26 protein-coding genes, 1 pseudogene and 1 riboswitch are annotated in these 26,217 nt (G+C 69.4%); of the genes and pseudogenes, 13 read left to right on the forward strand and 14 right to left on the reverse strand.

Going from position 1 to position 26,217, the window contains the following annotated elements:
* Positions 1-58 precede the first annotated feature (58 nt).
* From ACFQ4E_RS06565 to ACFQ4E_RS06585, 5 genes are all read left to right on the forward strand, one after another.
* Positions 59-1,363, forward strand: coding sequence for a cobyrinate a,c-diamide synthase (locus tag ACFQ4E_RS06565; protein WP_386802143.1), 1,305 nt, complete (start codon positions 59-61; stop codon positions 1,361-1,363).
* Complete coding sequence (cobA, locus tag ACFQ4E_RS06570; RefSeq protein WP_386802144.1) at positions 1,360-2,085, forward strand: uroporphyrinogen-III C-methyltransferase; 726 nt, start codon at positions 1,360-1,362, stop codon at positions 2,083-2,085. The genes ACFQ4E_RS06565 and cobA overlap by 4 nt, the downstream gene beginning before the upstream one ends.
* Positions 2,082-2,852, forward strand: a complete 771-nt coding sequence (cobF, locus tag ACFQ4E_RS06575) for a precorrin-6A synthase (deacetylating) (RefSeq protein WP_386802209.1) — start codon at positions 2,082-2,084, stop codon at positions 2,850-2,852. The genes cobA and cobF overlap by 4 nt, the downstream gene beginning before the upstream one ends.
* Positions 2,849-3,058, forward strand: a riboswitch (cobalamin riboswitch). It overlaps the preceding gene by 4 nt.
* 34 nt (positions 3,059-3,092) lie before the next feature.
* Positions 3,093-3,266 carry a CbtB domain-containing protein gene (locus tag ACFQ4E_RS06580; RefSeq protein ID WP_386802145.1) on the forward strand — a complete coding sequence of 58 codons (174 nt, stop codon included), beginning with the start codon at positions 3,093-3,095 and terminating at the stop codon, positions 3,264-3,266.
* Positions 3,267-3,270: 4 nt separating this feature from the next.
* Positions 3,271-3,972, forward strand: coding sequence for a CbtA family protein (locus ACFQ4E_RS06585; protein WP_386802146.1), 702 nt, complete (start codon positions 3,271-3,273; stop codon positions 3,970-3,972).
* Here ACFQ4E_RS06585 and ACFQ4E_RS06590 read toward each other — a convergent pair.
* Positions 3,969-4,346, reverse strand: coding sequence for a DUF1636 family protein (locus ACFQ4E_RS06590; RefSeq protein WP_386802147.1), 378 nt, complete (start codon positions 4,344-4,346; stop codon positions 3,969-3,971). The two genes, ACFQ4E_RS06585 and ACFQ4E_RS06590, sit on opposite strands and share 4 nt — an antisense overlap.
* Before the next feature lie 61 nt (positions 4,347-4,407).
* Between ACFQ4E_RS06590 and ACFQ4E_RS06595 the strand changes: the two genes are divergently transcribed.
* From ACFQ4E_RS06595 to ACFQ4E_RS06620, 6 genes are all read left to right on the forward strand, one after another.
* Positions 4,408-4,941 carry an isochorismatase family protein gene (locus ACFQ4E_RS06595; RefSeq protein ID WP_386802148.1) on the forward strand — a complete coding sequence of 178 codons (534 nt, stop codon included), beginning with the start codon at positions 4,408-4,410 and terminating at the stop codon, positions 4,939-4,941.
* Positions 4,942-5,078: 137 nt separating this feature from the next.
* Positions 5,079-5,738, forward strand: a complete 660-nt coding sequence (locus ACFQ4E_RS06600) for a paraquat-inducible protein A (RefSeq protein WP_386802149.1) — start codon at positions 5,079-5,081, stop codon at positions 5,736-5,738.
* Positions 5,708-6,352, forward strand: a complete 645-nt coding sequence (locus tag ACFQ4E_RS06605; RefSeq protein WP_386802150.1) for a paraquat-inducible protein A — start codon at positions 5,708-5,710, stop codon at positions 6,350-6,352. Before ACFQ4E_RS06600 ends, ACFQ4E_RS06605 begins: the two co-directional genes overlap by 31 nt.
* Positions 6,349-8,796 (forward strand): MlaD family protein, encoded by a 2,448-nt coding sequence (locus ACFQ4E_RS06610; protein WP_386802151.1) that lies wholly within the window; start codon positions 6,349-6,351, stop codon positions 8,794-8,796. Before ACFQ4E_RS06605 ends, ACFQ4E_RS06610 begins: the two co-directional genes overlap by 4 nt.
* Before the next feature lie 3 nt (positions 8,797-8,799).
* A complete protein-coding gene (locus tag ACFQ4E_RS06615; protein ID WP_386802152.1) occupies positions 8,800-9,354 on the forward strand; it encodes a PqiC family protein in 555 nt (184 codons plus the stop codon).
* Positions 9,355-9,365: 11 nt separating this feature from the next.
* Complete coding sequence (locus ACFQ4E_RS06620) at positions 9,366-9,995, forward strand: GDSL-type esterase/lipase family protein (protein WP_386802153.1); 630 nt, start codon at positions 9,366-9,368, stop codon at positions 9,993-9,995.
* Positions 9,996-10,002: 7 nt separating this feature from the next.
* Here ACFQ4E_RS06620 and ACFQ4E_RS06625 read toward each other — a convergent pair whose 3' ends face one another.
* The 5 genes from ACFQ4E_RS06625 to ACFQ4E_RS06645 all read right to left on the reverse strand — a co-directional run bounded on the left by ACFQ4E_RS06625 (position 10,003) and on the right by ACFQ4E_RS06645 (position 15,926).
* The gene (locus ACFQ4E_RS06625) at positions 10,003-10,926 is read right to left on the reverse strand and encodes an ornithine cyclodeaminase family protein (protein ID WP_386802154.1); all 924 of its coding nucleotides are present in this window, start codon (positions 10,924-10,926) and stop codon (positions 10,003-10,005) included.
* Positions 10,927-11,058: 132 nt separating this feature from the next.
* Positions 11,059-12,825 (reverse strand): PQQ-dependent methanol/ethanol family dehydrogenase, encoded by a 1,767-nt coding sequence (locus ACFQ4E_RS06630; protein ID WP_386802155.1) that lies wholly within the window; start codon positions 12,823-12,825, stop codon positions 11,059-11,061.
* A gap of 294 nt (positions 12,826-13,119) precedes the next feature.
* Complete coding sequence (locus ACFQ4E_RS06635) at positions 13,120-13,650, reverse strand: tetratricopeptide repeat protein (protein ID WP_386802156.1); 531 nt, start codon at positions 13,648-13,650, stop codon at positions 13,120-13,122.
* Positions 13,651-13,706: 56 nt separating this feature from the next.
* Positions 13,707-14,723: a YVTN family beta-propeller repeat protein gene (locus ACFQ4E_RS06640; protein WP_386802157.1), complete on the reverse strand. Its 1,017-nt coding sequence runs from the start codon at positions 14,721-14,723 to the stop codon at positions 13,707-13,709.
* Between the two features lie 9 nt (positions 14,724-14,732).
* Positions 14,733-15,926, reverse strand: a complete 1,194-nt coding sequence (locus tag ACFQ4E_RS06645) for an ABC transporter substrate-binding protein (protein ID WP_386802158.1) — start codon at positions 15,924-15,926, stop codon at positions 14,733-14,735.
* A 186-nt stretch (positions 15,927-16,112) separates the two neighbouring features.
* On the opposite strand from ACFQ4E_RS06645, the gene pedF reads away from it, so the two are divergent.
* Both pedF and ACFQ4E_RS06655 read left to right on the forward strand, forming a co-directional pair.
* On the forward strand, positions 16,113-16,787 hold the full coding sequence (gene pedF / locus ACFQ4E_RS06650; protein ID WP_386802159.1) for a cytochrome c-550 PedF: 675 nt from the start codon (positions 16,113-16,115) through the stop codon (positions 16,785-16,787).
* 7 nt (positions 16,788-16,794) lie between these two features.
* On the forward strand, positions 16,795-17,700 hold the full coding sequence (locus ACFQ4E_RS06655; protein WP_386802160.1) for a substrate-binding periplasmic protein: 906 nt from the start codon (positions 16,795-16,797) through the stop codon (positions 17,698-17,700).
* A gap of 1 nt (position 17,701) precedes the next feature.
* Here the strand turns inward: ACFQ4E_RS06655 and ACFQ4E_RS06660 are convergent, their stop codons facing one another.
* The 8 genes and pseudogenes from ACFQ4E_RS06660 to ACFQ4E_RS06695 form a co-directional block, all read right to left on the reverse strand.
* Positions 17,702-18,583 carry an FAD:protein FMN transferase gene (locus ACFQ4E_RS06660; RefSeq protein ID WP_386802161.1) on the reverse strand — a complete coding sequence of 294 codons (882 nt, stop codon included), beginning with the start codon at positions 18,581-18,583 and terminating at the stop codon, positions 17,702-17,704.
* Between the two features lie 58 nt (positions 18,584-18,641).
* A complete protein-coding gene (locus ACFQ4E_RS06665) occupies positions 18,642-20,750 on the reverse strand; it encodes a 4Fe-4S binding protein (RefSeq protein ID WP_386802162.1) in 2,109 nt (702 codons plus the stop codon).
* Positions 20,751-20,803: 53 nt separating this feature from the next.
* Complete coding sequence (locus ACFQ4E_RS06670) at positions 20,804-21,151, reverse strand: SAF domain-containing protein (protein WP_386802210.1); 348 nt, start codon at positions 21,149-21,151, stop codon at positions 20,804-20,806.
* Positions 21,128-22,096 (reverse strand): annotated as a pseudogene (locus ACFQ4E_RS06675) (Gfo/Idh/MocA family oxidoreductase); the annotation flags it as partial. The gene ACFQ4E_RS06670 and the pseudogene ACFQ4E_RS06675, both read right to left, overlap by 24 nt.
* Before the next feature lie 60 nt (positions 22,097-22,156).
* Positions 22,157-23,827: a thiamine pyrophosphate-dependent enzyme gene (locus ACFQ4E_RS06680; protein ID WP_386802163.1), complete on the reverse strand. Its 1,671-nt coding sequence runs from the start codon at positions 23,825-23,827 to the stop codon at positions 22,157-22,159.
* Between the two features lie 85 nt (positions 23,828-23,912).
* Positions 23,913-24,518: an alpha/beta hydrolase gene (locus ACFQ4E_RS06685; RefSeq protein WP_386802164.1), complete on the reverse strand. Its 606-nt coding sequence runs from the start codon at positions 24,516-24,518 to the stop codon at positions 23,913-23,915.
* Between the two features lie 11 nt (positions 24,519-24,529).
* Entirely contained in the window at positions 24,530-25,462 is a 933-nt protein-coding gene (locus ACFQ4E_RS06690) for a VOC family protein (RefSeq protein ID WP_386802165.1), read from the reverse strand.
* Between the two features lie 103 nt (positions 25,463-25,565).
* Positions 25,566-26,216, reverse strand: a complete 651-nt coding sequence (locus tag ACFQ4E_RS06695; protein WP_386802166.1) for an aspartate/glutamate racemase family protein — start codon at positions 26,214-26,216, stop codon at positions 25,566-25,568.
* Position 26,217: the final 1 nt, after the last annotated feature.

Below are 26,217 nucleotides of genomic sequence, written 5' to 3' on the forward strand. Positions count from 1 at the left end.
GCTGCCTCTCGCGCTCTCCGGGATATTTCCAGACAGATGAAACCAGGCGGGTGGCGCGATGCGGGGCGTGATGATCTCGGCCCCGGCGTCGGGGACCGGCAAGACGACGGTGATGCTGGGCCTCTTGCGGGCGCTCCGCGAGGACGGGCACGTGGTGCAGCCCTTCAAATCCGGGCCCGATTACATCGACCCGGCCTTCCACCTGGCCGCGGCGGGACGGGCGTCGTTCAACCTCGACAGCTGGGCGATGGACGAGGCGCTTCTGGGCGCGATTTCGGCGCAGGCGGCGGGCGCGGATATCGTCGTCGCGGAGGGCTCGATGGGGCTCTTCGACGGGGTCGCGACTCAGGGCCGCGCGGGCTTCGGGTCGAGCGCGGAGACCGCGCTGCGCTTCGGCTGGCCGGTGGTGCTGGTGCTCGATATCGGCGGGCAGGCGCAATCGGCGGCGGCCACCGCGCTCGGGTTCCGGAGTTACCTGCCGGATCTGCCCTTCGCGGGGGTGATCCTGAACCGCTGCGCCTCGCCCCGTCACGAGCGGCTGGCGCGACTGGGCATGGAGCGGGCCGGGATGCCGGTTCTGGGCGTGCTCCCGCGCCGGGGCGATCTGACCCTGCCCGAGCGGCATCTCGGTCTAATCCAGGCGGTCGAGCATCCCGATCTGGAAGAGGCGATCGCGGGCTACGCCGCGTTCCTGCGCGCGCATGTCGATCTCGGGGCGATCATCGCCGCGGCCTCTGGCGCACGGCTCGGCGCGGCGGGCGCGCTGCCGACGCCTCCCGCGCAGCGCATCGCGCTGGCGCGCGACGCGGCGTTTTCCTTCACCTATCCGCATCTTCTCGAGGGCTGGCGGGCGGCGGGGGCCGAGATCCGGATGTTCTCGCCCCTGGCCGACGAGGCGCCCGATCCCGCGGCCGATCTGGTCTGGCTCCCCGGCGGATATCCCGAGCTGCATGCCGGGCGTCTTGCCGCCGCCGAGACCTTCCGCGCGGGGCTCCGGCGTCATGCCGAAACCCGGCCCGTCCATGGCGAGTGCGGCGGCTACATGGCGCTCGGCGAGGCGCTGATCGACAAGGAGGGCGTGCGGCACCGGATGGCGGGGCTTCTGGGGCTCGTGACCTCCTACGAGACCCGGAAGTTTCACCTGGGCTATCGCCGCGCCACGCTGACCGCGCCGATGCCGGGGCAGCCTCCCGGCGCGCATCTCCGGGGGCACGAGTTCCATTATTCGACCATCCTCGAGCAGCCCGACGCGCCGCTCGCGCAGGTCACCGATGCCGATGGCGCGCCGGTCCCGGAGACCGGATCGGTGCGCGGGCATGTCAGCGGCACGTTCTTTCACCTCATCGCCGGAGAGACGCCATGAGAGGGTTCGTCAGTTTCGTGGGCTCCGGGCCCGGCGATCCGGAGCTTCTGACCCTGAAGGCCGTCGATCGGTTGCGCCGCGCCGACGCGGTGCTTTTCGACGACCTGTCCTCGGGGCCGATCCTGTCGCATGCGCGGCCCGGGGCCGATCTTGTGGGCGTCGGCAAGCGGGCCGGTCGGCCATCGCCGAAACAGCACCATGTCAGCCGCCTCTTGGTGGATTACGCGCAGGAGAACGCGCGGGTGGTGCGGCTGAAATCCGGCGATTCGGGACTGTTCGGGCGGCTCGAGGAAGAGCTGGTCGCGCTCCGCGAGGCCGGGATCGGCTACGAGATCATCCCGGGAGTGCCCTCGGCGGTGGCGGCCGCGGCGGCGGCGGGCATCCCGCTGACGCGCCGCCTGACCGCGCGGCGGGTGCAGTTCGTCACCGGCCACGACCAGACCGGCGCGCTGCCCGAGGACATCAATCTCGACGCGCTTGCCGACCCGTCGGCGACCACGGTGGTGTTCATGGGCAAGCGGACCTTCCCGGCCCTGGCGCAGGCGCTCTTCCCGCGCGGCCTGCCCGAGGCGACCCCGGCGCTCCTGGCCGAGGCGGTCTCGACCCCGGAGCAATCGCTGGCGCGCAGCACGGTCGCGGAGCTTGCCCGGACGCTCGAGGCCGGGCGGAGCAGCGCCGCGGCGCTGATCCTCTACGGGCCGCTCGCGGCGGAGGCGGGCTGATGGAGCTTCTGCTCATCGGGATCGGCACCGGCAATCCCGATCACCTGACCCGCGCCGGAGAGGCCGCGATCCACGAGGCCGATGTCCTCCTGATCCCGCTCAAGGGCGAGGAGAAGCGCGAGCTGGCCGATCTGCGGCGCCTGATCGTCGACCGGATCAGGCCCGACGCGCCGGTTCGCGCCTTCGATCTGCCGGTCCGGGACGCCGAGCGGCCCTATCTCGACGCGGTCGAGGCCTGGCACGACGCCATCGCCGAGGCCTGGCGCGGCGCGATCCCGGCGGGGGCCGAGCGGGTGGCGCTTCTGGTCTGGGGGGATCCGTCGCTCTACGATTCGACGCTCCGGATCGCGGCGCGGCTCGATCCGGCGCCGCGCCTGCGGGTGATCCCGGGGATCACCGCGCTGCAGGCCCTGACCGCCGCGCATGCGATCCCGCTCAACACCGTCGGGGGCGAGGTCACGATCACCACCGGGCGTCGGCTGCGCGAGACCGGCTGGCCGAAGGGCGCAGAGACCGTCGCGGTGATGCTCGACGGCGCGACCGCCTTCACCACTCTCGATCCCGAAGGATTGGAGATCTGGTGGGGCGCCTATCTCGGGATGCCGCAGGAGATCCTCGCGCACGGTCCCCTTGCGGAGATGGCGCGCGAGATTCCGCGCCTGAGGTCCGAGGCGCGCAAGGACCATGGCTGGATCATGGACATCTATCTCTTGCGGCGTCGAGCGGCCGTTGCTTTGTCATTGCATCGGGCGACCCGTTTGCCCTAAGCAGGAAGGTGTTCGGTGCCGGATCCGCGAGGGTTCGGCCAAAAGGGAATGTCGGTGACGCCCCCCAAGGGGCCAGTCCGAAGCCGCCCCCGCGACTGTAAGCGGCGAGCGCCCGGCCAGGAACGCCACTCGGAGCCATCCGGGGAAGGCAGGCCTATGCGCTTTGACCCGCGAGCCAGGAGACCTGCCGGGCACGGGACCATATCAAAGCCGTCGGGTTGGACGGCAAGGAGAACGAAGATGACCCAAGCGCTGACCGCCCTCCGTGACACCTCCGTGTCGCATCTCGCCGCCATCGCGCTGACCTTCGCGCTCGGTGCCGGAATCGTTTTTGTGGCGGGCCACGTGCAGGCCGCCGCGCTCCACGACGCGGCGCATGACATGCGTCACGCGACCGGCTTCCCCTGCCACTGATCCGATGCTGAGCCGTCTTCTGACCGGCGCGCTCCTTGCGGGCGCCGCCGCGGGTCTTGTTGCGGCCGTGCTGCAACTGGTCCTGCTTCAGCCGCTTCTCATCGAAGCCGAAGCCTACGAGATCGCATCGATCCCCGCCGCGGGCGGCGAGGCGCATGGGCATGGTGCGACCGAGATCGCAGCCGGGATCGACCTGGCCCGGAACGGGCTGACGATCCTGTTCTCCATCCTGATCTATGCGGGGTACGCGCTGATCCTGACCGCGCTGATGGCGCTGGCCGAGAGCCGCGGCCATGCCGTAACGGCGCGCGCGGGCCTTCTTTGGGGCGCCGCCGGGTTCGTGGCGGTGCAACTCGCCCCCGCGGTGTCGCTGGGCGTGGCCCTGCCGGGCGGAGCCGCGGCGGATATCGCGATGCGGCAGGTCTGGTGGATCGCCTGCGTCGCGGCGACCGGGCTCGGGCTCTGGTGTCTCGCCTTCGGGGCCTCGGCCCGTGCATGGGGCGCGGCCATTGTCCTGGTGCTTGGGCCCCATCTGATCGGCGCGCCGCAGCCCGAGAGCTACTGGAGCGCAGCCCCGGCCGAGCTCGCCTCGGTCTTCGCGCCGCGCGCGCTGGGGATCGGGCTCTTCGCCTGGATGGTGACCGGCGCCCTTGCCGGATACTTGCGCACCCGCTCCGAGACGGCAGCCGAGACCCGCGCGGCCTAGAGCGCGGGCACCCGTCCGACGAGCAGCATCCGCAACCGGCCACAGGCGGTCGCGTCCTCGATCCACCCGCGCTCTGCGGCGAGATAGGCGCGCGTCGTGCCGACGATGTCGGCCAGGTCTGCATCGGGGCGCACATCCGAGAAGAAATAGGTCGCCCGGCCCTCGCCCTGCAGCGCCAGGCTCGCGGGGTGGGCGCAGCCGTTCATGCAGTCCGACAGCGTCACCTCGGCGCTCAGACCGGCGGCCTCGAGCGCTGCTTGCAGAGTGTCACGCGCCGCCTCGGGCGCGTCGAGGCAGGTGGCGCACAGGCGCAGGCGGGCGTCGGGTATCCTCATGACCCAGCCATAGCGGCTGCGACGGGCAAGCGGAAGCATTGGCCCCCGCCGCGTGGCGGTCTAGACTAGGCGCATTCCCCTCGCCGATAAGGACCGCCCCATGCCTGCCCTGACTGCCGCTGCCTCAAGCCTCCTTGTGATCGATATGCAGGAGCGCCTGATGCGCGCGATCGACGACGCGGAGGCGCGCACCGCGGCGGCGGCGCGCCTGATCGCCGCGGCGCGGATGCTGGAGATCCCGCGCGTGGTCAGCGAACAGAAACCCGAGAAGCTGGGACCGACGGTGGCCGAGCTGCAGATCGCGCCCGGCGAGGCGCTCGCCAAGATGTCCTTCGACTGCTGCGGCAGCCCGAGCCTCGCAAGGTCGCTCGACGGGGAAAGCGACCTGGTGATCTGCGGCGTCGAATCGCATGTCTGCGTGCTCCAGACCGTGCTGTCTCTGCGTGCGACGGGCCGCGCCGTCGCGGTGGTGGCTGACGCGACCGGATCGCGCAAGGAAAGCGACCGCCAGGCGGCCTTTGCCCGGATGCGCGATCACGGCGCAGAGATCGTTACCTCGGAAATGGTCCTTTTCGAATGGATGGGCACCGCCGAGCACCCGCGCTTCCGCGACATCAGCGCGCTGGTGCGCTGATCGGCCGTGCCGCGGATTGCGCCCTCGCTGCATCGTGTGCGACAGGCTCCTTCGCGACGGATGGACACCGGGCGGTGAGCCTCTAAGATCCCGCCGATCAAAGTTCCGGGCGTCTGGCCCCTGAAGGAGAGCGCATCGTGACTGCGACCGCAGCACAGCCCAACGATCCCCGCTACGCCGCAAGCGATCTGGCCGAGATGATGGCCTGTCCCAATTGCGACGCGCTCTATACCGCGCGCATGCCGGAGGTCGGCCAGCGCGCCGTCTGTACCCGCTGTCACACGGTGCTGATCGCGCCGAAGCGGCAGGCGGGCATGAAGATCATCGCGCTGACCGTGGCGGTGTTCATCCTGGTGGTCTCGGCGCTGTTCTTCCCCTTCCTGTCGATCGACGCGCGCGGCTTCGGCAACGAGGCCTCGATCCTCGACGCGGCTTCGGCCTTCCGGTCGGGACCGCTCGCGGCGCTCTCCATCGGGGTGGCCGCGATGATCGTGATCCTGCCGCTCCTGCGCACGCTCCTGATCCTCTACGTGCTGATCCCCATCGTCGGCGACAGAAAGCCCTACGCCCATGCGCGCCGCGCCTTCCGCCTGAGCCAGACGCTGAAGCCCTGGGCGATGGCCGAGATCTTCGCGATCGGCTGCGCGGTGGCCTTGGTCAAGGTCGCCTCGCTTGCCCATATCGGCTTCGGCCTCGCCTTCTGGATGTTCTCCGCGCTGGTCATCCTTGTGCTCATCAATGACAATTACCTGTGTACGTTTTCGGTATGGAAATCCCTGGAACTGGACGCGGAGTGACCGCGCGAGAGGCGGGCCTCGTCGCCTGCCGCCGCTGCGCCCGGGTCTGGCCCCTGGGCCGGGAGCGCTGCGGGCGCTGCGGGGCGCATCTCGTCTCGCGCGACGATCATGCCCTGCAACGGGTCTGGGCGTGGTGGATCGCGGGCGTGATCTGCTACATCCCCGCGAACCTCTACCCGATGCTCGTGACCCGGACGCTCCTGTCGACCTCGGACAGCACCATCGTCGGCGGCGCGGTCGAGCTGGCGCATCACGGCTCCTACGGGGTGGCGGCGATCATCCTGATCGCCTCGGTGCTGATCCCGGTCGGCAAGTTCCTCGCCATCGCCTTTCTGGCGCTCTCGGTCGGGCATGGCTCGACCGTCTCGGCGGAGCGGCGGCACCATCTCTATGAGCTGGTGGAGTTCATCGGCCGCTGGTCGATGATCGACGTCTTCGTCGTGGCCATCCTCTCTTCGCTCGTGCAGCTTTCGGTGGTGGCCTCGATCCGCCCCGGCCCGGCGGCGCTGACCTTCGCGCTCTCGGTGATCTTCACGATGCTTTCCGCACAATCCTTCGACCCGCGCCTGTTCTGGGACCCCCCGGAAGGCGCAAAAAGGACGACCAAGACGTGACCGACCAGCCGCAGAGCCCCAATGAGCCCCAGCCCGTTCCCATCGAAACCGAGCGCCGCTCGATCTGGGACCGCGCCTCCGTCGTCTGGGCGATCCCGATCATCGCGCTGGCCGTGGCGCTCGGCGCCGCCTGGCGGAACTACAACGCGCAAGGCCCGGTGATCGAGGTCTCCTTCCAGCAGGCCGCCGGCATCACCGCCGACGAGACCCAGCTGCGCTTCCGCGACATCTCGGTCGGCACGGTCGAGTCGGTCCGGTTCGGCGAGGATCTGGAGCATGTCGTCGTGGGCATCCGCGTGGACAAGGCCCTGGCACCCTATATCGACGCCGACGCGCGGTTCTGGGTGGTGCGCCCCGAGGTCACCGCGCAGGGCATCTCGGGTCTCGATACGGTGCTCTCGGGCGTCTACATCCAGGGCGCCTGGGACGACGAGCCGGGCGGCACGGCCTACAGGTTCGAAGGTCTCGACACCGCGCCGCTTCTCGGTGCGAACAACGAGGGCATCGAGTTCATCATCAGCTCCGACGAGGGCCTGCCCGCCGCGGGAACGCCGGTTCTCTACAAGGGGGTCGAGGTCGGCAAGGTCGGCGGCTCCTCGGTCAACGAGGACGGCTCGGGCGTCACCGCGCCCATCGTGATCTACGATCCCCACACCGCCTACATCACCAGCTCGACCCGGTTCTGGGACATCTCCGGCTTCTCCTTCTCGCTGGGTGCGGGCGGCGCGAAGCTCAACTTCACCTCGCTCGCCTCGCTGATTTCCGGCGGCGTCACCTTCGACACGCTCGGCTCGGGCGGCGCGCCGCTCGCCGAGGGCATGACCTTCGAGCTCTTCGCCAGCGAGGAAGCCGCCCGCGACGATTTCCTGGTCGAGGGCGAAGGCGAGGCGGTCAGCCTGGCGATGATCTTCCCCGAGAACCTCTCGGGGCTCTCCGCGGGTGCCCCGGTCGAGCTGGGCGGGCTGCGCGTGGGCGAGGTCACCTCGATCTCCGGGCTGGTCGATCGCGACCGCTTCGGCGACGGCTCGGTCCGCCTGATCGCGTCGGTCCGGATCAACCCGGGCCGGATCGGGCTGGGCGAGGAGGCCGGGGAGAACGACCTTCTCGACTATCTCGAAACCCGGATCGAAGAGGGCCTGCGCGCGCGGCTCACCAATGCGTCGCTGCTGACCGGCGGGCTCAAGGTGGAGCTGGCACTCCTGCCCGACGCGCCGCCCGCGTCGCTTGACCGCAACCGCGATCCGCTGCCGCTCATCCCGACCGCCGATGCCGATGTGACCGACGTGACGGCCACCGCGCAGGGCGTCCTGCAGCGGGTCAGCGCGCTGCCGATCGAAGAGGTCATGACCTCGGTCACCGATTTCCTCAACGCCGCCACCGAGCTGGTCGCGAGCCCCGATCTGCAGGCCGCGCCCGGAGAGATTCGCGGCATCCTGTCGTCGGTCCGCGGCGTCACCGACAGCGACGGCGTTCAGGGACTGCCCGACCAGGTCGCGGCGCTCTTCGAGGAGCTCCTGAGCACCGTCGACGGCGTCAGCGAGCTGATCGAGACGCTGGAAGAGGGCGGCCTCGCCGAGAACGTGGCGACCACCGCCGAGAACGTCGCCACCAGCAGCGAACGCCTGCCCGCGCTTCTCGAAGAGGTGCAGGCGGTGATCGCGCAGGTGCAGGGGCTGGGGCTCGAAGCGCTCTCCTCCGAGCTCTCGGCGCTCCTGTCCGACGCCGACGCGCTGGTCAGCGATACCGAGACGCAGGCGATCCCGGGCGAGCTGCGCCAGCTTCTAGCCTCGGTCCGCGAGATCACCGAAAGCGAGGCGGTGCAGGCCCTGCCCGAGCGCGTCTCGGGCCTTGTCGCCGAGCTCGAGGAGACCGCCAGCGGGGTCACCGGGCTCGTGGCCGAGATCGAGACCCAGGACACCGTCGCCCGCCTGACCCAGGCCATCGACGACGTGGCCGCCGCCGCCGACGGGCTGCCCGGCCTTGTCGAGGACGCACGCGCGGTTGTCTCGGAGGCCGCAGAGGTCGATCTGGAAACGCTCGCCGAGCGTGCCTCGACGCTCCTGACCTCGGTCGATGCGCTGGTCGATCAGCCCAGCACCCGCGAGCTTCCGGCCGAGCTGAATGGCGCGCTGACCCAGCTGCGCGAGACGCTCGAAGAGCTGCGCCAGGGTGGCATCGTCGAGAACGCCAATGCCGCGCTCGCCTCGGCGCGGCAGGCGGCGGATGCCGTGGCCAACGCCACCTCGGTCCTGCCGCGGCTCGCCGCCGATCTGCGCCAGGTCGCGGCGCAGGCCGGCACGACGCTCACCGCCTACAATGCCGACAGCCAGTTCTCGCGCTCCACGCGCGAGGCGATCCGCCAGGTCGAGGCCGCCGCGTCCGCCATCGAGCGGCTGGCCCGGCAGCTCGAACGCAATCCGAACTCTCTCATTCTTGGACGCTAACGCATGACACGCATCTTCTCCGCCCTCGCCCTTGCCGCCGCGCTTGCCGGATGCGGCTCGGACGCGCGCTACGCCACGATCACGCCGGAGCCCGAGGCCCGCATCCCGTCGCTCTACGGCACCATCGAGGTCGTCGAGGTGACGCTGCCGACCTATGCCGAGGGCGAGGAAATCTACGCGCAGGACCCCGACGGCGCCATCGTCGCCTTCGGGCCGCTCTGGGCGGATCTGCCGTCGCGCGCGATGACGCTGCAGCTGGCCAGCACGCTCGACCAGATCACCGGTGCGACCGTCGCGGCAGAGCCCTGGCCCTTCCGCGATTTCCCGGCCGCCAAGGTCGATGTGCGGGTCGAGGACATGCTGGCCACGTCGCGCGGGACCTTCCGCCTTGCCGGGCAGTATTACGTCGCGCCAGAGGAACTGGGCCGCAACCGCTCGGGCCGCTTCGCCATCGAGGTGCCGCTTCCTGAGGACGCCGGCGCGCCGCAGATCGCCGCCGCCCGCGGACAGGCCACGAGCCAGCTCGCCGAACAGATCGCGCGATCGGGCCTGCGCTGAGGCGCGCGCCGGTGGTGAAGCGCGCCCTTCTCTACGGCGACAGCAACACCCACGGGACCGAGCCCTACGCGTCGCTCTTCGATCCGCCCCGGCGGTTCGCCCGCGATGTCCGCTGGCCCGGCGTCGCCGCCGCGATGCTCGGCCCGGGTTGGGAGCTGATCGAAGAGGGGTTGCCGGGCCGGACCACGGTCTTCGCCGACCCGGTCGAGGGCGCGCATCTTGACGGGCTGGCGGTCCTCCCGGCGGTCCTGAAAAGCCATGTGCCGCTCGATGCCTGCGTGATCATGCTGGGCACCAACGATCTCAAGGCGCGGTTCGGGCCGTCCGCCACCGAGGTCGCCCAAGGGGCGGCGCGGCTCCTGCGGGCGGTGGCGTTTCACTGCCCCGGCCTGCCCGTTCTGCTTGTCGCGCCGCCCTGCCCGCGCGGGGTCGCGCCCTTCTCCGAGATCTTCCGCGACAGCGATGTGCGCGGCGCCGGTCTCGGCGCGGCCTTCGCCGCTCAGGCCGAACGGTTCGGCGCGCGATGCCTCGACGCGGGAACGGTGATCGAGGTCGGATCGGACGGCGTCCATTTCGGCCCCGAGGCCCATGCCGCGCTCGGACACGCCATCGCGAAAGAGCTCGCGGCGCTGGTGGCCTGAGGACGGATCAGTTCAGCGCGGCCGCTTCTCGCACGATCCAGTCGGCGATCATCAGGTCGAGATGCGCGCCGCCGCCATTCTTGAACACGGTGATCGCCTCGGCGTCGCGGACCGGCGGGTCCGGCACGATGTCGTAGAACTCCCCGAGGACCGCGTCTTCGGTGATCGCGCCAGTGCGGATCGGGATGATCAGCTCGCCGATATGCCCCAGAGTCGTCTCACTGCTGTCCACGTAGAGCCGGGCGCGCGCCATCAGGTCGTCATCCGCCTCGCGCATATCGGCCCGGAAGGCGCCGATCAGATCGACATGGGTGCCGGGCGCGATCCAATTGCTCTGCAGAACCGGGTCGCGCGCCATGGTCGCGGTGGCGATGATATCGGCCTGCCCGGCGGCCTCTTCGAGATCGGTGACGGCCTCGACCCCGTCCAGCCCCTCCGCCAGCGCCTGCGCCTGCTCGGGTCGGCGGGCCCAGATCGAGATCTGCTTCAGATCGGCAAACCCGGCGCGATAGGCCGAGATCAGGCTCGCCGCGACGGTGCCTGCCCCGACGATCAGCAGCCGCTCGCTGTCCGGGCGGGCGAGAAGCGTCGCCGCCAGAAGCGAATCGGCGGCGGTCTTGATCTCGGTCACGAGGCGGCTGTCGATCATCGCGGCAAGCTGGCCGTGCTCGGGCTCGAAGAAGAACATCGCGCCCTGGACCGACGGCAATCCGACGGACGGGTTGTCGCCGAGCACCGTCACCGATTTCACCGCGTAACCCAGCCCCTCGATCCGCGCCGCGCGGGTCAGGAGCGTGGCGTCAGGCGGTCCGAGGAAGAGATCGCCCATTTCGGCGCGGGGGAGGAGATGCCCGCTCCGCAGCGCCTCGACCGCGCCCGACCAGGAAAGCCTGTCGCGAATGTCGTCGTAGCGGATGATGCGCGGCTCCATGCCCGGTCCCTTTCCTTTTCCGTCAGGGACAGCATCGCAGCGCCGAGGCCGGGCCTCAAGTTCGGCAAGTGAAAAGACAAGACGCCCGGACCGATGGTCCGGGCGTCGATGCCTTCGTGGAGTGGGGAGGGGTCACTCGTTCGAGGCAAGCTCTTTCGGCAGCTTGAACGTCCAGACCATGCCACCCTGGTTGAGGTAGTTGACCTTCTTGGCCACCTCGCCGCCCCAGAGCGGAACCGCGCCGCCCCAGCCGGAGATCACCGAGACATACTGCTCGCCGTCCATGTCCCAGGTGACGGGCTGGCCGACGATGCCGGAGCCGGTCTGGAACGACCACAGCTCTTCGCCGGTCTCGTCATCGAGAGCGAGGAACTTGCCCTCGGGCGTGCCGAAGAACACGAGGCCACCCGCAGTGGTCATCACGCCACCCCAGAGAGGCGCGTCGTTCTTGTACTCCCAGACCCAGTCGCCGGTGGCGGGGTCGATCGCCTTGAGCGAGCCGATATGGTCTTCGTAGTTCGGCTTGATGGTGAAGCCCGAGCCCAGATAGGCGGCGCCTTTCTTGTAGGTGATCGGCTCGTTCCAGATATCCATGCCCCACTCGTTCGAGGGAACGTAGAAGTTGCCGGTCTTCTGGCTGAACGCCATCGGCATCCAGTTCTTGCCGCCAAGGAAGGACGGCGAGGAGAACACGACCTCACCCTTGTTGCCTTCCGCGGCCTCGGTCGGATCGCCGGGACGGTTGTCCTCGACGAAGATCGGGCGACCGGTTTCGTCGATGCCCTCGGCCCAGGTGATGTCCTTGACGAAGGGGTTGGCCGACACGAAGGCACCGTCTTCGGCGTTCAGGACGTAGAAGAAGCCGTTCCGGTCGGCGGTCGCGAGACGCTGGTTGCCGTCGCGGTCGTTGAAGGCCACGACCTCGTTCACGCCGTCATAGTCCCAGCCTTCGCGGGGCGTGCTCTGGAAGTGCCACTTGATCTCGCCGGTCTTGGGGTCGATGCCGAGACGCGAGGCGGCGTAGAGGTTGTCGCCGGTATTGCCCTCGACGGGCTGGCCCGCGTTGCGCAGGTGGCTGTTCCAGGGTGCCGGGTTGCCGGTGCCGAAGATCAGCGTGTCGGTGCGCGCGTCGTAGGAGCCGCCGAGCCAGGTCGCCCCGCCGCCGGTCTTCCACATGTCGCCCGGCCAGGTTGCGTTCAGCTCGCCGGTCATGGTGCTTTCTTCGCCGTTCAGCGTGCCCATGTGGCCTTCGATCACCGGACGGGTCCAGACCAGCTCGCCGGTCTCGGCGTCACGGGCCTGCACTTCGCCGACGATGCCGAACTCGCCGCCGGAATTGCCGGTGACGATCAGCCCGTCCACGATCAGCGGAGCGGCGGTGTAGGAATAGCCGGCCTTGTAATCGGCGATCTGGTCGCGCCAGACGACATCGCCGGTCTTGAGGTCGAGCGCCACGATGCGGGCGTCGAGCGTGCCGAAATAGATCTTGTCGCCGTAGATGGCGGCGCCGCGGTTGACCACGTCGCAGCAGGGCAGGATGCCCTCGGGCAGACGTGCGTCATACTGCCAGAGCTCTTCGCCGGTCATCACGTCGATGGCGTAGAGGCGCGAATACGAGCCGGTGATATACATCACGCCGTCGTAGATCAGCGGCTGGGTCTCCTGACCGCGCTGCTTTTCACCGCCGAGCGAGAAGGCCCAGGCGGGAACCATCTTGCCGACGTTGTCCTTGTTGATGATCTCGAGCGGCGAGTAGCGCTGCAGATCCCGGCCCATGCCGTTGGTGACGATCTGGTTGGTGCTGGCCTGGTCGTTGGCGAGGGTTTCCTCGGTCACGTTGGCGCCCGCGGCGCCGGCAACCAGGATACCCGCCACGACGATGGCGACGAAACGATTCATGTTGGTCCTCCCTGTGCGATCTCCCAAACGCCGGACACCGGATCGGCCTGCGGCGCGTGATGGCGGGACTATCGACGCTTGCGGCGGTCTCGGGATACGGCGCTTTGGTCGTACGACCCTCGGACGCTTGACAAGTCCAACCGAGTCGCACCGCAAAAACGGCTCCGAACCCGGGAAATTCCACGTGTTTGGGGCGGAAACCGGGGGAATCCGGCGAAAATTCGGGGGGTCGGGGCAGGTTCGGAGGGGGATGCCGCGCCCTCGTACTATGGTCGTAGAGGGCGCCTTAAGGGCTCAGAAGCCCGGCGCGTAGCGCCAGTTGTCGGCGTCGGGGGTCACTTCGTCGAGGTTGTAATCCGCCCGCTGGAGCCTCAGCGCGATGTCGAGCCCGGCATCGGCGGCACGGTCGACCATCGCCCGGCCCGCCGCCTCGTCCCGGCCGATACCGTGCCCGCGCATGAGGTTCAGGCCGTGGTTGAATTGCCCGACCGGATCGCCCGCATCCGCGGCCTTCCGGTCCCAGGCGGCGGAGGCATCGGGATTGTACTCGGCCCCGAGACCGTTGTTGTCGAGCTGGCTCATCCAGGTCATCGCGCCGGTATAGCCCGCCGCCGCGCAGCGCTCGAAGAGACGCCGCGCCGCGCCATGCTTGCCGGATTTCGTCAGCATGTAGCCCGAAGCGCAGGTCATCATGTCGGTCTCGCCGCGCTCGGCGTTCTCGAGCATCCGGCCCCAGGTCAGCTCGTCGGGATTGAGCGTGCCGTAGTCGTCGGCGGCAAGCGGCGTGGCAGTGGCCAGCAGAACGGCCAGGGCGATGCGATGCATATCTGTGTCTCCTCGGGCCATGAGCCTAGCGCGCAATCTACGCGCTGCCAGCCCGCTCACTCGGTCGGGCGGAACGCGGCGCCCCAGGGGAACCGTCCGACCTTGATCGTTTTCAGGGGCTTGCGGCTTTCAACGTCGATCACGGTCACGTCGCCCGAGACGCCGTTCGTGGTGAAAAGCCGATCCTTGTCGCGGTCGAAGGCCATGTGCCAGACCCGGCGCCCGACGAGCATGTACTCCTCGACCTCGTAGGTCTCCGCATCGACCACGGCGACGTGGTTCGCCGGGCCGAGCGCGACGAAGGCGTGGCTGTCATCCGCGGTGAACTCGAAGCCCACGGGCTGGATCAGGCTCGGCAGGATGCGCGGCAGTTCGAATCCGATCTTGGCCTTCTCGGCCTTAGTCTCGACGTCGAAGACGGTGATCGTGCCGCCGATCTCGGACGAGACCCAGAGCTCGGTCCCGCCCTTCACGAACTCGGCGTGACGCGGACGGGAATCGACAAGCGTATTGGCGATCAGGGCACCGGTCCCGGTGTCGATCCAATGCGCCATGTTGGTGGTCTCGGAGGTGGTGATCGCGATGGTCCCGTCGGGCGAGACGGCCATCCCCTCGGGCTCGATGCCGACATTGATCTGGCGCACCACGGTGCGGGTCTCGGTATCGACCACGGTGGTGATCGCGTCGTCTTCGTTGGCGATGTAGAGATGGCGGTTGTCGGGATGCAGCGCGAACTGCTCGGGGTCCTCGCCCGAGGGCAGATCATGCAGAACCTCGCCCGTCTCCGGGTCCATGACCTGCACCGCGTCGCTGTCGGAGGCGCAGATATAGACCACCGAATAGTCATGCGCGAAGGTGATGCCGCGCGGGCGGTCTCCTGTCGCGATGGTGCGCGTGACCTCGAGCGTGTCGGTGTCGATGACCGAGATCGTGTCGTCCTTCTCGTTGGTGACCCAGATCTCGTCCGCCAGCCCAGGCGACGCCAGAAGCACGGCGGCCGAAACCGCCGACAGGAGCCCGGGCTTGCTCCGCGCGCTGCGACGCGTCGATCGTTTCACCACGTCACCGGTCATGATCGCCCCTCACCCACCAAAGGCCGTGCAGCCCGCATCGCTTCGGTCGAGGCCGAGCGTGTCGAGCGGGTCGGTCTGGTGAAGGAACCCGTCGAAGGGCGCCTCGCCCGCCAGCGCGCGCGGATGGGCCAGCGCGATGGGTTGGCGGAGCTGGCCGTTCCAGTCCCGGAAGGACATCGGCTTGCCCTTGAACCCCGCCAGCTCGAACTCCGATCCCAGGATGAATTCCCGCAAGGTCGCGACATCCTCGACGCCGGTGCGCGTCACCGCCTCGCCGATGGAGCGAACAGCGGCCCAGGCGGCGTAATCGACATCCTGCATGTCGCGCGACGCGATGTCGTGGAACCGGCCCTGGAGTTGCAGCGCGCCCCATTGCTCGATCACCGGCGCCCAGGCCGAGGGCACCAGACCTTCGGAGCCCATCACCGGGCGCGGCAGCCAGGTGTTGTAGAGCAGGTAGCGACCGAAATCATGGACCTCATCGGCAACGAGCAGCACGTCGAACTCGCCCAGTCCCTGGGTGAGCATGCGCACCTCGGTCCCGGCGCTGCGGCGCAGATCGGCGTCGATGGTCCAGTCGGCGCGGCTGCCGATCTCCAGTCCGAACTTGGTCAGCGAGGCTTCGATGGCCGCACCGAACGCGCGGTCGGCGGGATGAGGCCCGGTGATCAGCGCGATATCGCGCCACTGCGCCCAGACGAGCATCTGCGCCAGCGCATCGGCGCGCATCGCGTAGGACGGCAGCGTGTGCAGGAGATTCGGGCGGCAGTCGCCCGCGCGCAGGCTCACATCCGGGGCCGAGACGTTGAAAAACAGCGTCTCCGGGTAGGCATCGGCGGCGGCGATCAGCGTCTCGGCGGGCGCGTCGAGCAGGATCAGGTCGGACCCCGCGACGGCACTGGCCAGGGCTTCTGCCACATCGCCGCCTTCGGGCACGACGGTGGTCGACAGGCTGTAGCTCTGGCCCAGGAACATGCCGGTCGTGGCGTTCTCGGAGATCCCGAGCTCTGCGCCCTTGAGGCCCAGATCGGCGGGCGGGATGTCCCGCTCGGTCAGCGTCGGCGGGCGCGCGACCTCTTGCCGGAGATAGCCGATCTCGACGGTCAGGCCCTCCTGCGCGACCTGCGTCGTGGCGGTCGCGGGCAGGCTCAGCGACAGCGTCAGCGAGATGGCGGCAAGGCCGTGGAACAGTCGTGTGCGCATGGTGGACTCCCTCGGGCGCAGGCTAGAAACCGCGCGGGTGCGCGCCAATACGACCAATGTCCCAGACCGGAGACGCCGCGGCGCGGCATCTTGTGACCAAAGTCCAATACCCTCGCCCGGCGCCCTCCACGTATCACAAACGGCGAGGGAGACGTCCCATAGCCCGTCTCCGGAGAGGAGCTGACCATGACCCTTACGACCCGCGCCCTCGGCGCTGCCGCGCTGACCCTGACCGCCACGCTGGCCTTCGGCCACGGCGATGTCGCGCCGCAGGCCGTCGACACCACCGGCCTGCCCGAACTGGGCGAAGAGTGGCTGACCGAGAACCCCTACCGTGCCGAAGCCGCCGGCGAGGAGGTCTGGGCGACCGCCGTGTCCATCGGCTCGTCGGGCTACAACCAGAACTGCGCGCGCTGCCACGGGCTTGAAGTGATCTCGGGCGGTCTCGCACCGGACCTGCGCTTCCTCGAGGCCGAGGAATACGGCGACGAGTGGTATGTCGAGCGCTTCCGCCACGGCTACACCCAGAACGGCACCACCAAGATGCCCGCCTTCGGCGAGCTCCTGGGCCAGGAAGCCGCCTGGGCGATCCGCACCTATATCGAGACCCGCCCCGATGGCGACAGCATGGATGCGTTCTCGGACGAGCTGCACGCGATCCGCGACGAGCTGGCCGCGGGCTCGGCGGATGCCGCCGCGGTCGAGGCCCGGCTGACCGAGATCGCTGGCGAGGTCGAGACCCTCTCGGGCGCCCCGGTTGCCGACAGCATTGCCTATCGCGCCTCGAACCAGCTTGCTGCCGGGGGGAGCCAGGAACAGGCCGCCGAGACCCTGACCATCGGTCTCTCGGCGACGCATTGATCCCGCGATGAGACCCCTCATCACCGGCGCGTTCTGTGTCGTGGCGGCGTCGGTCCTCTGGACCGGCGCCGTCTTCGCGGCGGATCCCTGCGCCGATTACATCCCGCAGCCGAAACCCCAGAACGCGGGCCGCGACGTGGTCGGGCAGGATATCGACACGATCCTCGAACGCGGCCTGATCCGGATCGCCGTCTACGAGGATTTCCCGCCCTATTCCTGGGAAGAGGGCGGGCGCGCGAAAGGCGTCGATGTGGAGCTGGGCCGCATCATCGCCGAGGATCTCGGCGTGAAGGTCGAGTTCGACTTCGTCGCTGCCAGCGAAACGCTCGATGCCGATCTGCGCAACTACATCTGGAAAGGTCCGCTGGTCGGCGGTGCCGTGGCCAATGTGATGATGCGGGTGCCCTTCGATCCGGCCTTTGCCTGCCGGGTCGAGCAGGTCACCTTCACCGGGCTCTACGCCGACGAGAGCATCGCCATCGCCTATTCCGAGGCCGAGTATCCCGATGGCGGACCGGTCCCAGCCTATTTCCGCTTCGACACGGTGGCGGTGGAGAACGATTCGCTGTCGGATTTCTACCTCTCGGGCTTCGCGGGCGGGCAACTGGCCGCGGGCGTGCGGCGCTTTCCCGACATGGCGGGCGGCATGGCCGCGCTTGCGGCGGGCGAGGTGAAGGCGGCGATGGGGCCAAAGGCGCAGCTCGAGTTTGGTCTGACCCCGGGTCTCGCCGTGCACGAGCCGCCGCTCGCGGGCCTCGCGAAATCCAAGTGGCTCGTGGGCGTCGCGGTTCATTTCGCCTACAAGCCCCTGGGCTACGCGGTCGACGACGCGATCCGGAAGGCGATGGAGGATGGGCGGCTCGAGGCGATCTTCGCCGAATACGGCCTGACATGGCAGCCGCCCGAATGGTGATCTAGAGCCGCCGGAGATTTCCGGCGGCGTCGATCACGGTGACATGCGACAGGCCGGCCCGGGCCTTGAGCGCTGTCAGCGCATCCCTGTCCAGGAACACCGCAGCGGTCGACAGCGCATCGGCCAGTGTCGCCGTGTCGGAGGCGACGCTCGCGGTCGACCAGCGCGGCGCACGGCCATCCGGGGCGAGGATATGCGTCCCGTCCCCGAGGCGCAGCGCACCGGGGCTCGACGTGGCCACTGCGCCATTTGCGAGAGTGATCTGACCGACGGGGCCATGCTCCGGATCGACGATCCCGAGCCGGAACGGCCCGGACAGCGCGCGCTGCTCGCCGATATCGATCAGCGCCCGGGTCGCGCCGCGCGCCGCCAGATGCCGGGCGACCAGATCGGTGGCGAAGCCTTGCGCAATGCCGTTGAAACTGAGCGCCTGCCCGGGTGCGAGGGCGATCACGTCTCGTGCCGAAACGCGCTCCCATCCGATCAGCGCGCGGGCCGTCACCGGATCGCCACCCTGCGCAAGCGCCTGCCAGAGCGGCTGAATGGTCGGATCGAACAGCCCGCCCGTCAGCCGATGCGCGCGGTCGGCCTCAGCCATCAGGTCGCGGAACAGCGTCGTCGGCGCATCGAGGCGGCCCGAAGCGTTGAGCCGCGACAGCTCGGAGCCCGGATCGTAAAGCGAAAAGGCGCGCTCGACCCGGGCCAGAAGCGCCGGAATATCGGACAGCAGACCCGCAACCTCGGCGCGGGGGCCATCGACGCGCACCGACACCTCGGCCCCGAGCGCACGACCCCGCCAGGTCTCGGCCTGCGCCAGATGCGGCGCGCAAGCGAAGCTCGCGGCGAGCGTCAGGAACCGGCGGCGGCGCATCGGGCGGGTCATTCCGGACCTCCGGTTTTAGGTGAAGGAGCCAAGCGCCACGGAGGATGAACCGACACGCTCATTCCGCAGGCACCGCGTTGGGATGGCCAGTGACGCGCGGCGGACGCTTGGCGGAGCGGTCCTTGAGCACCAGCGGCACGCAGCGGCTCTTGTCGTCATGGATCGACACGCAGTCGAGGCATTGGAAACATTCGGAATAATCGACCTTCCCCGATTTCTCGATGGCGCCGTAGAGGCACTCGACCCGGCAGAGCTGACAAGGGGTTCCGCATTCGGTGCGACGCGGGATCCAGCGGCGGAGGCGCAGCACGCCCGCGATGGCCAGAAGCGCGCCGAGCGGACAGACGTAGCGGCAGAAGCCCTTGAAGAGCACGAGGCCCAAGAACACCCAGGCCAGCGCGTAGAGCGCGTAGTGCCACTCGCGCAGGAAGAAGGTGGTGATCGCCGTCTTGAACGGCTCGACCTCGGCGGCGGTGTCGATCTGGGCGGGGTTCGCGACCGCGACCCAGACGAGCGCTGCGAGCACCCCGTATTTCAGCCATTTCAGACGCCTGTCCCAGCGGGACGGCAGCTCGATCTGCGGCAGGCGCAGGAGGCGGCCCAGGTGATGCGCGAACTCCTGCAGCGCGCCGAAGGGGCAGAGCCAGCCGCAGAAGAACCCCCTGCCCCAGAGCACGAGCCCGACAAGCGCCGCGGCCCAGACGAGAAGCGAGAACGGATCGTAGAGGAGGAAGGCGAAGCTGCCGCCCGACAGCCCCGCCTGCACCACCGCCAGCGGCGTGACGATCGACAGCTGCCCCTGCCCCCACCAGCCGATGAAGCCGAGCGTCAGCGCCAGAACTCCGAGCCGGATCGGTGTGAAGCTGCGCAGCCCGGCCAGGCGCGATTGCGCGAAAAGGAGCACCGGCAGCAGCACGCCGAGACCGGCGGCGAGCAGGATCAGGTCGCCCTGTCGGTTGCGGATCGCCTCTTCGAACGGGCTCAGGCGCGCGGCGGCGGCGCGGGGTTTGAGGAAGAAGCGCTCGGGCGTCTGGTGATCGAGGGCGAAGGTGACCGCGCCGGTCTCGGGCTGGAACATCCCGTGCTCGCGGACCGCGCGGACCGACAGGGTCCAGGGCCGCGAGGGATCGAAGCCGAGGCGCCGGTCGGTGCGGAACACCATCGCGGTGCCGTCGCGCAGTTCGGGCGGCAAGCTCTCCGACAGGCCCACCAGCAGATCGGCGTCGCGCAGCGCGACCGGCAACCCGTCCTGCTCGAGCGCGACCCATTCCGGCGCGGTGTTGCGGACGAACTCGGGCGAGACCAGCCCGTGCCGCGCGGTCTCGATCATCAGGAGCGGCTCGTCGCTGCCCGAGATCTCGCGGAACCGGGCGAGCCGTTCGGTGGTGGCGGCGTCGAAAACGGCGGCGGCGACGCTCGGCGGGCCGACATCGATGACCCAGAGGTCGAGATAGGGAGCCTCGGGCGCATCGAGCGCCTCGGCATCGTCGTACTCCCAGAGCGTGCCCGCGAACTCCTCCTGCAGCTCGGCATTGCTCACGCGCAGATGACCGGCGATGCCCTCTGCGACCAGCGCGTCCCAGTCGAGCGCCTCGGCGAAATCGGGATCGGGCGCGGCGGGCGGACCGGCATCGAGGCCGCGCATCTTTTCGCGCGCGACCTGCAGCGTGGCGGCCAGGATCGATTCATGCGCGATCCGCACGCTCGCCGTCGCCTTGGTCACCCCGTCGAGATAGACCAGATCGCCGCCGCCCTCGCCTGCCCCGTAGGGCGACCCGACCACGAGGCTCTCCGAGATCGAGTGGCCGCGATACTGCTCGAAAAAGGCATGGAACGGCGCCTGCCCCAGCCCGGAGACGAAGATCGGCTCGTTATGGTCGATGAGGCGCACATCGAGGAACCGGCCCTCGAGATCGAGCACCACGAGGATATTGATGGCCTGCCCGGAAAAGCCGGGAAGCGGCGCCATCGGTTCGGTCTGGAAGACATAGCCCGCCTCGGCGCCCCCGGAATTCAGAAGCTGGTAGACGCCCTGATCGGTCACGGGATCGCCGAGGCTCATTGGCGGGGCGATCAGCCCGGCCAGACCGTCACGGTCGAGCGTCTCGGCCAATGAGACGCTCGCAGAGATCAGACAGAAAAGGATCGCCCAAAAAACACGCATCATCGCCACAGAACCACGCTCCGGCGCGCGGCGGAATGCGACCTAAGTTGGGGGGATCACGCGGGCGCGAGCGCGGTCCGGTAGAGCGTCAGGACGTCGTCCTCGGCGATGTCGGTATCCGACAGGCGCAGCATCTCCCCGCGCGCGACATCGCGGGTCAGCGTGACGTCATGCGCAAGCCCGATGGGCAGGGCGTGGGCGGCCCGCGCGGCGGGCAGCGCCTTGCCCCAGACGGTGTAGCCGCCCTCGCCGTCGAGCCGCTCGCCGCGTTTGAGGTCGCGCTTGGCCACCGCCGCGACGGTGCCCCGCATCTCGCGGCTCTGGCCGGTGGGCTCATTGCGGAGCGCGGCCGAGAGGACCGAGATCGACAGCTCCATGCCGATCAGGTGGAAGGGCTTGTACATCGCCGCAAAGCGACCGGTGTCATCGGTCGGAAGACCGTATTGCCGGAAGCAGGCGGCGGCGTAATCGTTCGGCGCCTCGAGCACCACGTAGACGCCTCAGCGCAGATCGCGGAACACGGGCCGCCCGTCGCGTTCGAGCGAGGACACAGTTTCGGCCAGACCGCGCGCCTCCATCTGCCCGCCGAGATCGCGTGGGCGCAGGACATGGGCCAGATCGTCGACCCCGCAGGCCGGAAAGGTCAGCCCGTCCGAGGGCAGGTCGAGGCCGCAGGCATTGGCGATGGCGGTCATCTCGATGGCGCTCTTGGTGCCGTCGAGGAAGGAATTGAACATCTTGGGGTTCATGCCGGCGCGGCGGGCCTCGTCCGGGGTCAGGCCGTAATGGTCCCAGACCGTGTCGGGCGTGACCTCGTGATAGGCGGGCAGGTATTTCGTGCCCTTGCCCGCCGCCGCGACCGAGAAGCCGGTGGCGCGCGCCCAGTCGACCATCTCGGAGACGAGCGCGGGCTGGTCGCCGTACGCCATGGAGTAGACCACGCCCGCGGCGCGCGCTTCCGCGGCCAGCGCGGGACCGACGAGCACGTCGGCCTCCACATTGACCATGACGATATGCTTGCCATGCGCGATGGCGGCGCGGGCATGGGCGATCCCGGCGCGCGGGTGGCCCGTCGCCTCGATCACCACGTCGACATCGTCGCGTGCGGCCAGCGCGGCGCCGTCCTCGAGGAAGGTGCAGGCACCGATGCGGGCGGCATCCCAGCCGGTCGCTGCGCAGGCGCTCCGGGCGCGATCCGGCGAGAGATCGGCGATGGCGGTGACCTCGAGCCCGGCGATGGTCGGGACCTGGCTCAGGAACATCGCCCCGAACTTGCCCGCGCCGATCAGCCCCGCGCGCACCGGCGTGCCGCGCTCTGCTGCCTCGGCGGCCAGAAGTGCCAGGTTCATGATTTCTCCTCCCAAGCCGTTCCGCCCGAGAGTAGCGGCGCCGCCCGCCTCTGGACAGGCTCAGTCGGCGCGGGCGGCCAATGCGGTCGCGCGCATCTGGCTGAGGCTCACCCGCGGGGTCAGCGCTTCGGGAGAGATCGCGAGATCGAGGACCGCGCCGGTCTTGGAGGCCCGCGCGCGCTCGAAGGCGGCGGCGAAGGCGTCGGTCGTCTCGACCCGCTCGCCGTGGAAACCGTAGGCCCGGGCGAGCGCGGCGAAATCGGGATTGACCATGTCGGTGCCCGAGACGCGCTCGGGATAGGTGCGCTCCTGATGCGCGCGGATGGTGCCGTAGATGCCGTTGTTCAGGACCAGCACGATCGGCTCTGCGCCTGCCTGCGCGGCGGTCGCAAGCTCGGCCAGCGTCATCTGCAGATCGCCGTCGCCCGCGAAGCAGACGACGCAGCGCTCGGGATGCGCGATCTTGGCGGCAATGGCCGCGGGCAGACCGTAGCCCATCGCGCCCGATTGCGGCGCGAGAAGCCGCATCTTCGCCCCGTAGCGCAGGAAGCGCCCCGACCAGATGGCGAAATTGCCCGCGCCATTGGTGATGATCGCGTCCTCGGGCAGCGTCGCGCGCAGATGGGCGCAGACCTGGCCCATGTCCACCGGGCTCTCGAGCGGCGGAATATCGAACGCGGCCTCGTAGGCGGCGCGGCCCTCGGCGCGCCAGCTGGACCACGGCCCGGTGACCGGCCCTGCGGCGAAGAGCGCCCGGATCACCGCGTCGGGATCAGCGTGGATCGCCAGCGCCGGGCGGTAGACCTTGCCCAGTTCCAGGTCCGAGGCATGGACATGGATGAGGGTCTGGCGCGGTTCGGGCACGTCGAGCAGCGTGTAGCCGTCGGTCGAGTTCTCACCGAAGCGCGGGCCGAGCGCGAGGATCACGTCGGCCTCGCGGATCAGGGTCTTGACCGACGGGTTCATGCCGACGCCCGCCTCGCCGCAGAAACAGGCGGAATTGTTGTCAACCTGGTCCTGGTAGCGGAAGACCGCCACGACGGGGATGTCCGAGGCCTCGGCAAAGCCCTTGAGCGCGGCCGCGCCCTCGGCGCTCCAGCGGCACCCGGCATAGAGGATGAGCGGCCGCTCCGCCGCCGAGAGCTTCGCCCGCGCCTCCGAGAGCGCCGCTTGCGTCGGCTGCGGCGGGTGGATCGCGACCGGTCCAGAGAGCGGCGCGGCGTCGGTCTGCGCCGAGAGCACGTCCTCGGGGAGTGCGACGACCACCGGTCCGGGACGCCCCGAGAGCGCCACGGTCCAGGCGCGCGACAGGATCTCGGGGATGCGCTCGACACGGTCGATCTCGACCGCCCATTTCGCCAAGGGTCCGAAGGCGGCGCGGTAATCGACCTCCTGGAAGGCCTCGCGCCCGGACATGTCGGTGGCGACCTGGCCCACGAAGAGGATCATCGGCACGCTGTCCTGCCGCGCCGTATGCACCCCGATCGAGGCATTGGTCGCGCCCGGCCCCCGGGTCACCATCGCGATCCCCGGCTGACCGGTCAGCTTGCCCCAGGCCGCGGCCATGAAGCCCGCGCCGCCCTCGTGTCGGCAATTCACGAAATCGAGCTGGCCGCGCACGTCATGCAGCGCGTCGAGCACCGCGAGATAGCTCTCGCCCGGAACGCCGAAGGCGCGGGTCGCGCCAAGCGCGACGAGACTGTCCACCAAGAGCTGTCCGCCGCTGCGCATTGCCGTCTCCTTGCTGCAAATTCCGGGCGACTGTGCCAGCCCGGGAACGGCAGGAAAAGCCGGATCTCGGCGCAGCTTGCGCGGCTCAGGCCCGCATCAGTCGGGCGACCGCCTCGGCCTCTTCGGGACGCAGCTCGTGGCCGCCATCGTGAAGGGTCGTTGTGGTCTCCGCACCCTGCGCGCTGAGCCAGCCGATCAGACCTTCGGTCATCGGCCAGGGGCAGATCGGATCGCGCCGGCCGGCGGTGACCAGAACCCGCGCACCGGCAAGCTCCGGCACCGGATCGGGCGCCCAGGGGATCAGCGGGTGCAGAAGCGCCGCGCGTTCGAAGAGCTCAGGAGCCGCCATCATCACCGAGGCCAGGATGTTGGCGCCGTTCGAATAGCCGAACCCGTAGACCGGCGATCCGGGATAGGCCTCGGCCCAGGCCGAGACGAAGCCCACCATCTTCTCGGTCGCGCGGGCCAGGTCGTCCATGTCGTAGACGCCCTCGGCCTTGCGGCGGAAGAACCGCGCCGCCCCGTGCTCGGAGACATCATCCCTGGGCGAGACGACGCCCGCGCCGGGGACGAGGCTCTGGGCAAAGTCGAAGAACTGCGTCTCGTCGGCGCCGGTGCCGTGGAAGGCGAAGATCAGCGGCGCGCCCTCGCGCGGCGCTGCAGTGCGGGCGGTATAGCTGTCGCGGGACATGAGTCGCTCCTTCAATCGTCGAGCCGCGGCAGGATCGCCTCGATCCGGCTGCGATAGGGACGGTAGCGCTCGGGCAGCTTCAGGGCCTCGCCCAGATGTGCGGTATCCTCGTCGCGGTCGAAGCCCGGCTCGTTCGTGGCGATCTCGAAGAGCACCCCGCCCGGCGTCCGGAAGTAGATCGCCCAGAAATAATCCCGGTCGATCACCGGCGTCACCTGGTAGCCGGTGTCGAGGAGCTTCGCGCGCATCTCGGCCTGAGCGGCGCGGTCTTCGACCGCGAAGGCGATGTGATGCACCGAGCCCGCGCCCAGATCGGCGGGGCGGGCGGTGGGTGCCTCTTCGAGGTCGATGGTCGCGGCGGCATTGCCGCCCTCGATCCGGTAGCGGGTCAGCCCGTCGCTCTGATCCTCGCGGGTGTAGCCCATGAAGGTCAGGAGCTCGCCGGTCGCGGCGGCATCGCGCAGCCGGAAGCGCGCGCCGTGAAACCCGAGGATGCCGGTGTCTTCGGGCACGCCGTTGCCGGTCCAGGGGGTGCGCCCCTGGGGATCGGTTTCGACCAGCGCGAAGGCATCGCCGTCGGGGCCGTCGAAGCTGAGCCGTGCCTCACCGAAGGCGGTCTCTTCGCCGAGACCGGTAACGCCGCGCGCCGAGAGACGGTCGCGCCAGTAGCCGAGCGCGCCGGTCGGGACGGCAAACTCGGTCACGCCGACCTCGCCCGCGCCCCGGTGGCCGGGCCGCATATGCGGGAACGGGAAATAGGTCATGACCGAGCCGGGCGTGCCGACCTCGTCGCCGTAATAGAGGTGGTAGACCTCGGGGGCGTCGAAATTCACCGTCTTCTTGACCCGGCGCAGGCCAAGATCGCCGGTGAAGAAACGGTTGTTCTCGTTGGCGTCGGCCGCCATCGAGGTCACGTGGTGCAGGCCTTGGATCAAGCTCGACATGGCGTCGCTCTCCTCTGCGTCAGGTCACGCACATCTAGGCGCTGAGCGGCGCTTCGGGGAGAGGGCGCGGCGCACAGGTCGTGTGCAGCAAGCCGGCCCGGGATCAGGCGGGCGCGGCGAGCCAGCCCATCGCGCGCGCGGCGGATTCCACCGGGTCGATCACAGTGACCGGCAGCGCGGCGCGAAGCGCGCGGGTCACGAGGACCATGCCGGCGCAGCCGAGGATCAGCGCCTCGATCCCGTCCTCGTGGATCGCCGCTTGGGCGGCTGCTCCGATCGGGCCGAGCGCGGCCTCGGGATCGCGGTCGAGCTCGAGCACCGGGACATCCGCTGGACGCACGCGCCCGAGCCACGGGGCAAGGCCGTAGGTCGCGATATTGCCTTCGAGCACCGGCACCGAGATCGGCAGCGTGGTGATCACCGAGAAGCGCTTCGAGCGGAGCGCCGCCTCGTGATAGGCCGCCTGCCCGATGCCGATCACAGGACAGGGCGCGCGCGCGGCCGCCTCGGCCAAGGCGGTGTCGTCGAAACAGCCGATGATGATGCCTTGCGCGCCCTCGGCCACCGCCTTGTCGATGAGCTTCAGAAGCGGCGGCGCGGCGCGCGCGCCATCCTCGGCGCCCTGGATCGCGGGCGGCGCGTCATGCGAGGTCCATCCCTCGATCTCCAGTCCCGGCGCGGCAGCCCGGGCGGCCGCGAGCATCGCCGTGGTCATCGCCTCGGTGCTGTTGGGGTTGATCAGAATGACAGCCATC

Origin of the sequence: Litorisediminicola beolgyonensis (genome assembly GCF_042679605.1) — a bacterium.
In the GTDB taxonomy this organism is placed as follows: Bacteria; Pseudomonadota; Alphaproteobacteria; order Rhodobacterales; family Rhodobacteraceae; genus Litorisediminicola; species Litorisediminicola beolgyonensis.

Excerpts from the sequence above, each read along its gene's own strand:
- ACFQ4E_RS06565 (WP_386802143.1), top strand. The coding sequence starts at position 59 with ATGCGGGGCGTGATGATCTCGGCCCCGGCGTCGGGGACCGGCAAGACG.
- cobA (WP_386802144.1), top strand. The coding sequence starts at position 1,360 with ATGAGAGGGTTCGTCAGTTTCGTGGGCTCCGGGCCCGGCGATCCGGAG.
- ACFQ4E_RS06580 (WP_386802145.1), top strand. The coding sequence starts at position 3,093 with ATGACCCAAGCGCTGACCGCCCTCCGTGACACCTCCGTGTCGCATCTC.
- ACFQ4E_RS06585 (WP_386802146.1), top strand. The coding sequence starts at position 3,271 with ATGCTGAGCCGTCTTCTGACCGGCGCGCTCCTTGCGGGCGCCGCCGCG.
- ACFQ4E_RS06590 (WP_386802147.1), bottom strand. The coding sequence starts at position 4,346 with ATGCTTCCGCTTGCCCGTCGCAGCCGCTATGGCTGGGTCATGAGGATA.
- ACFQ4E_RS06595 (WP_386802148.1), top strand. The coding sequence starts at position 4,408 with ATGCCTGCCCTGACTGCCGCTGCCTCAAGCCTCCTTGTGATCGATATG.
- ACFQ4E_RS06605 (WP_386802150.1), top strand. The coding sequence starts at position 5,708 with ATGGAAATCCCTGGAACTGGACGCGGAGTGACCGCGCGAGAGGCGGGC.
- ACFQ4E_RS06615 (WP_386802152.1), top strand. The coding sequence starts at position 8,800 with ATGACACGCATCTTCTCCGCCCTCGCCCTTGCCGCCGCGCTTGCCGGA.
- ACFQ4E_RS06625 (WP_386802154.1), bottom strand. The coding sequence starts at position 10,926 with ATGGAGCCGCGCATCATCCGCTACGACGACATTCGCGACAGGCTTTCC.
- ACFQ4E_RS06630 (WP_386802155.1), bottom strand. The coding sequence starts at position 12,825 with ATGAATCGTTTCGTCGCCATCGTCGTGGCGGGTATCCTGGTTGCCGGC.
- ACFQ4E_RS06635 (WP_386802156.1), bottom strand. The coding sequence starts at position 13,650 with ATGCATCGCATCGCCCTGGCCGTTCTGCTGGCCACTGCCACGCCGCTT.
- ACFQ4E_RS06640 (WP_386802157.1), bottom strand. The coding sequence starts at position 14,723 with ATGACCGGTGACGTGGTGAAACGATCGACGCGTCGCAGCGCGCGGAGC.
- ACFQ4E_RS06645 (WP_386802158.1), bottom strand. The coding sequence starts at position 15,926 with ATGCGCACACGACTGTTCCACGGCCTTGCCGCCATCTCGCTGACGCTG.
- pedF (WP_386802159.1), top strand. The coding sequence starts at position 16,113 with ATGACCCTTACGACCCGCGCCCTCGGCGCTGCCGCGCTGACCCTGACC.
- ACFQ4E_RS06655 (WP_386802160.1), top strand. The coding sequence starts at position 16,795 with ATGAGACCCCTCATCACCGGCGCGTTCTGTGTCGTGGCGGCGTCGGTC.
- ACFQ4E_RS06660 (WP_386802161.1), bottom strand. The coding sequence starts at position 18,583 with ATGACCCGCCCGATGCGCCGCCGCCGGTTCCTGACGCTCGCCGCGAGC.
- ACFQ4E_RS06665 (WP_386802162.1), bottom strand. The coding sequence starts at position 20,750 with ATGATGCGTGTTTTTTGGGCGATCCTTTTCTGTCTGATCTCTGCGAGC.
- ACFQ4E_RS06670 (WP_386802210.1), bottom strand. The coding sequence starts at position 21,151 with ATGTACAAGCCCTTCCACCTGATCGGCATGGAGCTGTCGATCTCGGTC.
- ACFQ4E_RS06680 (WP_386802163.1), bottom strand. The coding sequence starts at position 23,827 with ATGCGCAGCGGCGGACAGCTCTTGGTGGACAGTCTCGTCGCGCTTGGC.
- ACFQ4E_RS06685 (WP_386802164.1), bottom strand. The coding sequence starts at position 24,518 with ATGTCCCGCGACAGCTATACCGCCCGCACTGCAGCGCCGCGCGAGGGC.
- ACFQ4E_RS06690 (WP_386802165.1), bottom strand. The coding sequence starts at position 25,462 with ATGTCGAGCTTGATCCAAGGCCTGCACCACGTGACCTCGATGGCGGCC.
- ACFQ4E_RS06695 (WP_386802166.1), bottom strand. The coding sequence starts at position 26,216 with ATGGCTGTCATTCTGATCAACCCCAACAGCACCGAGGCGATGACCACG.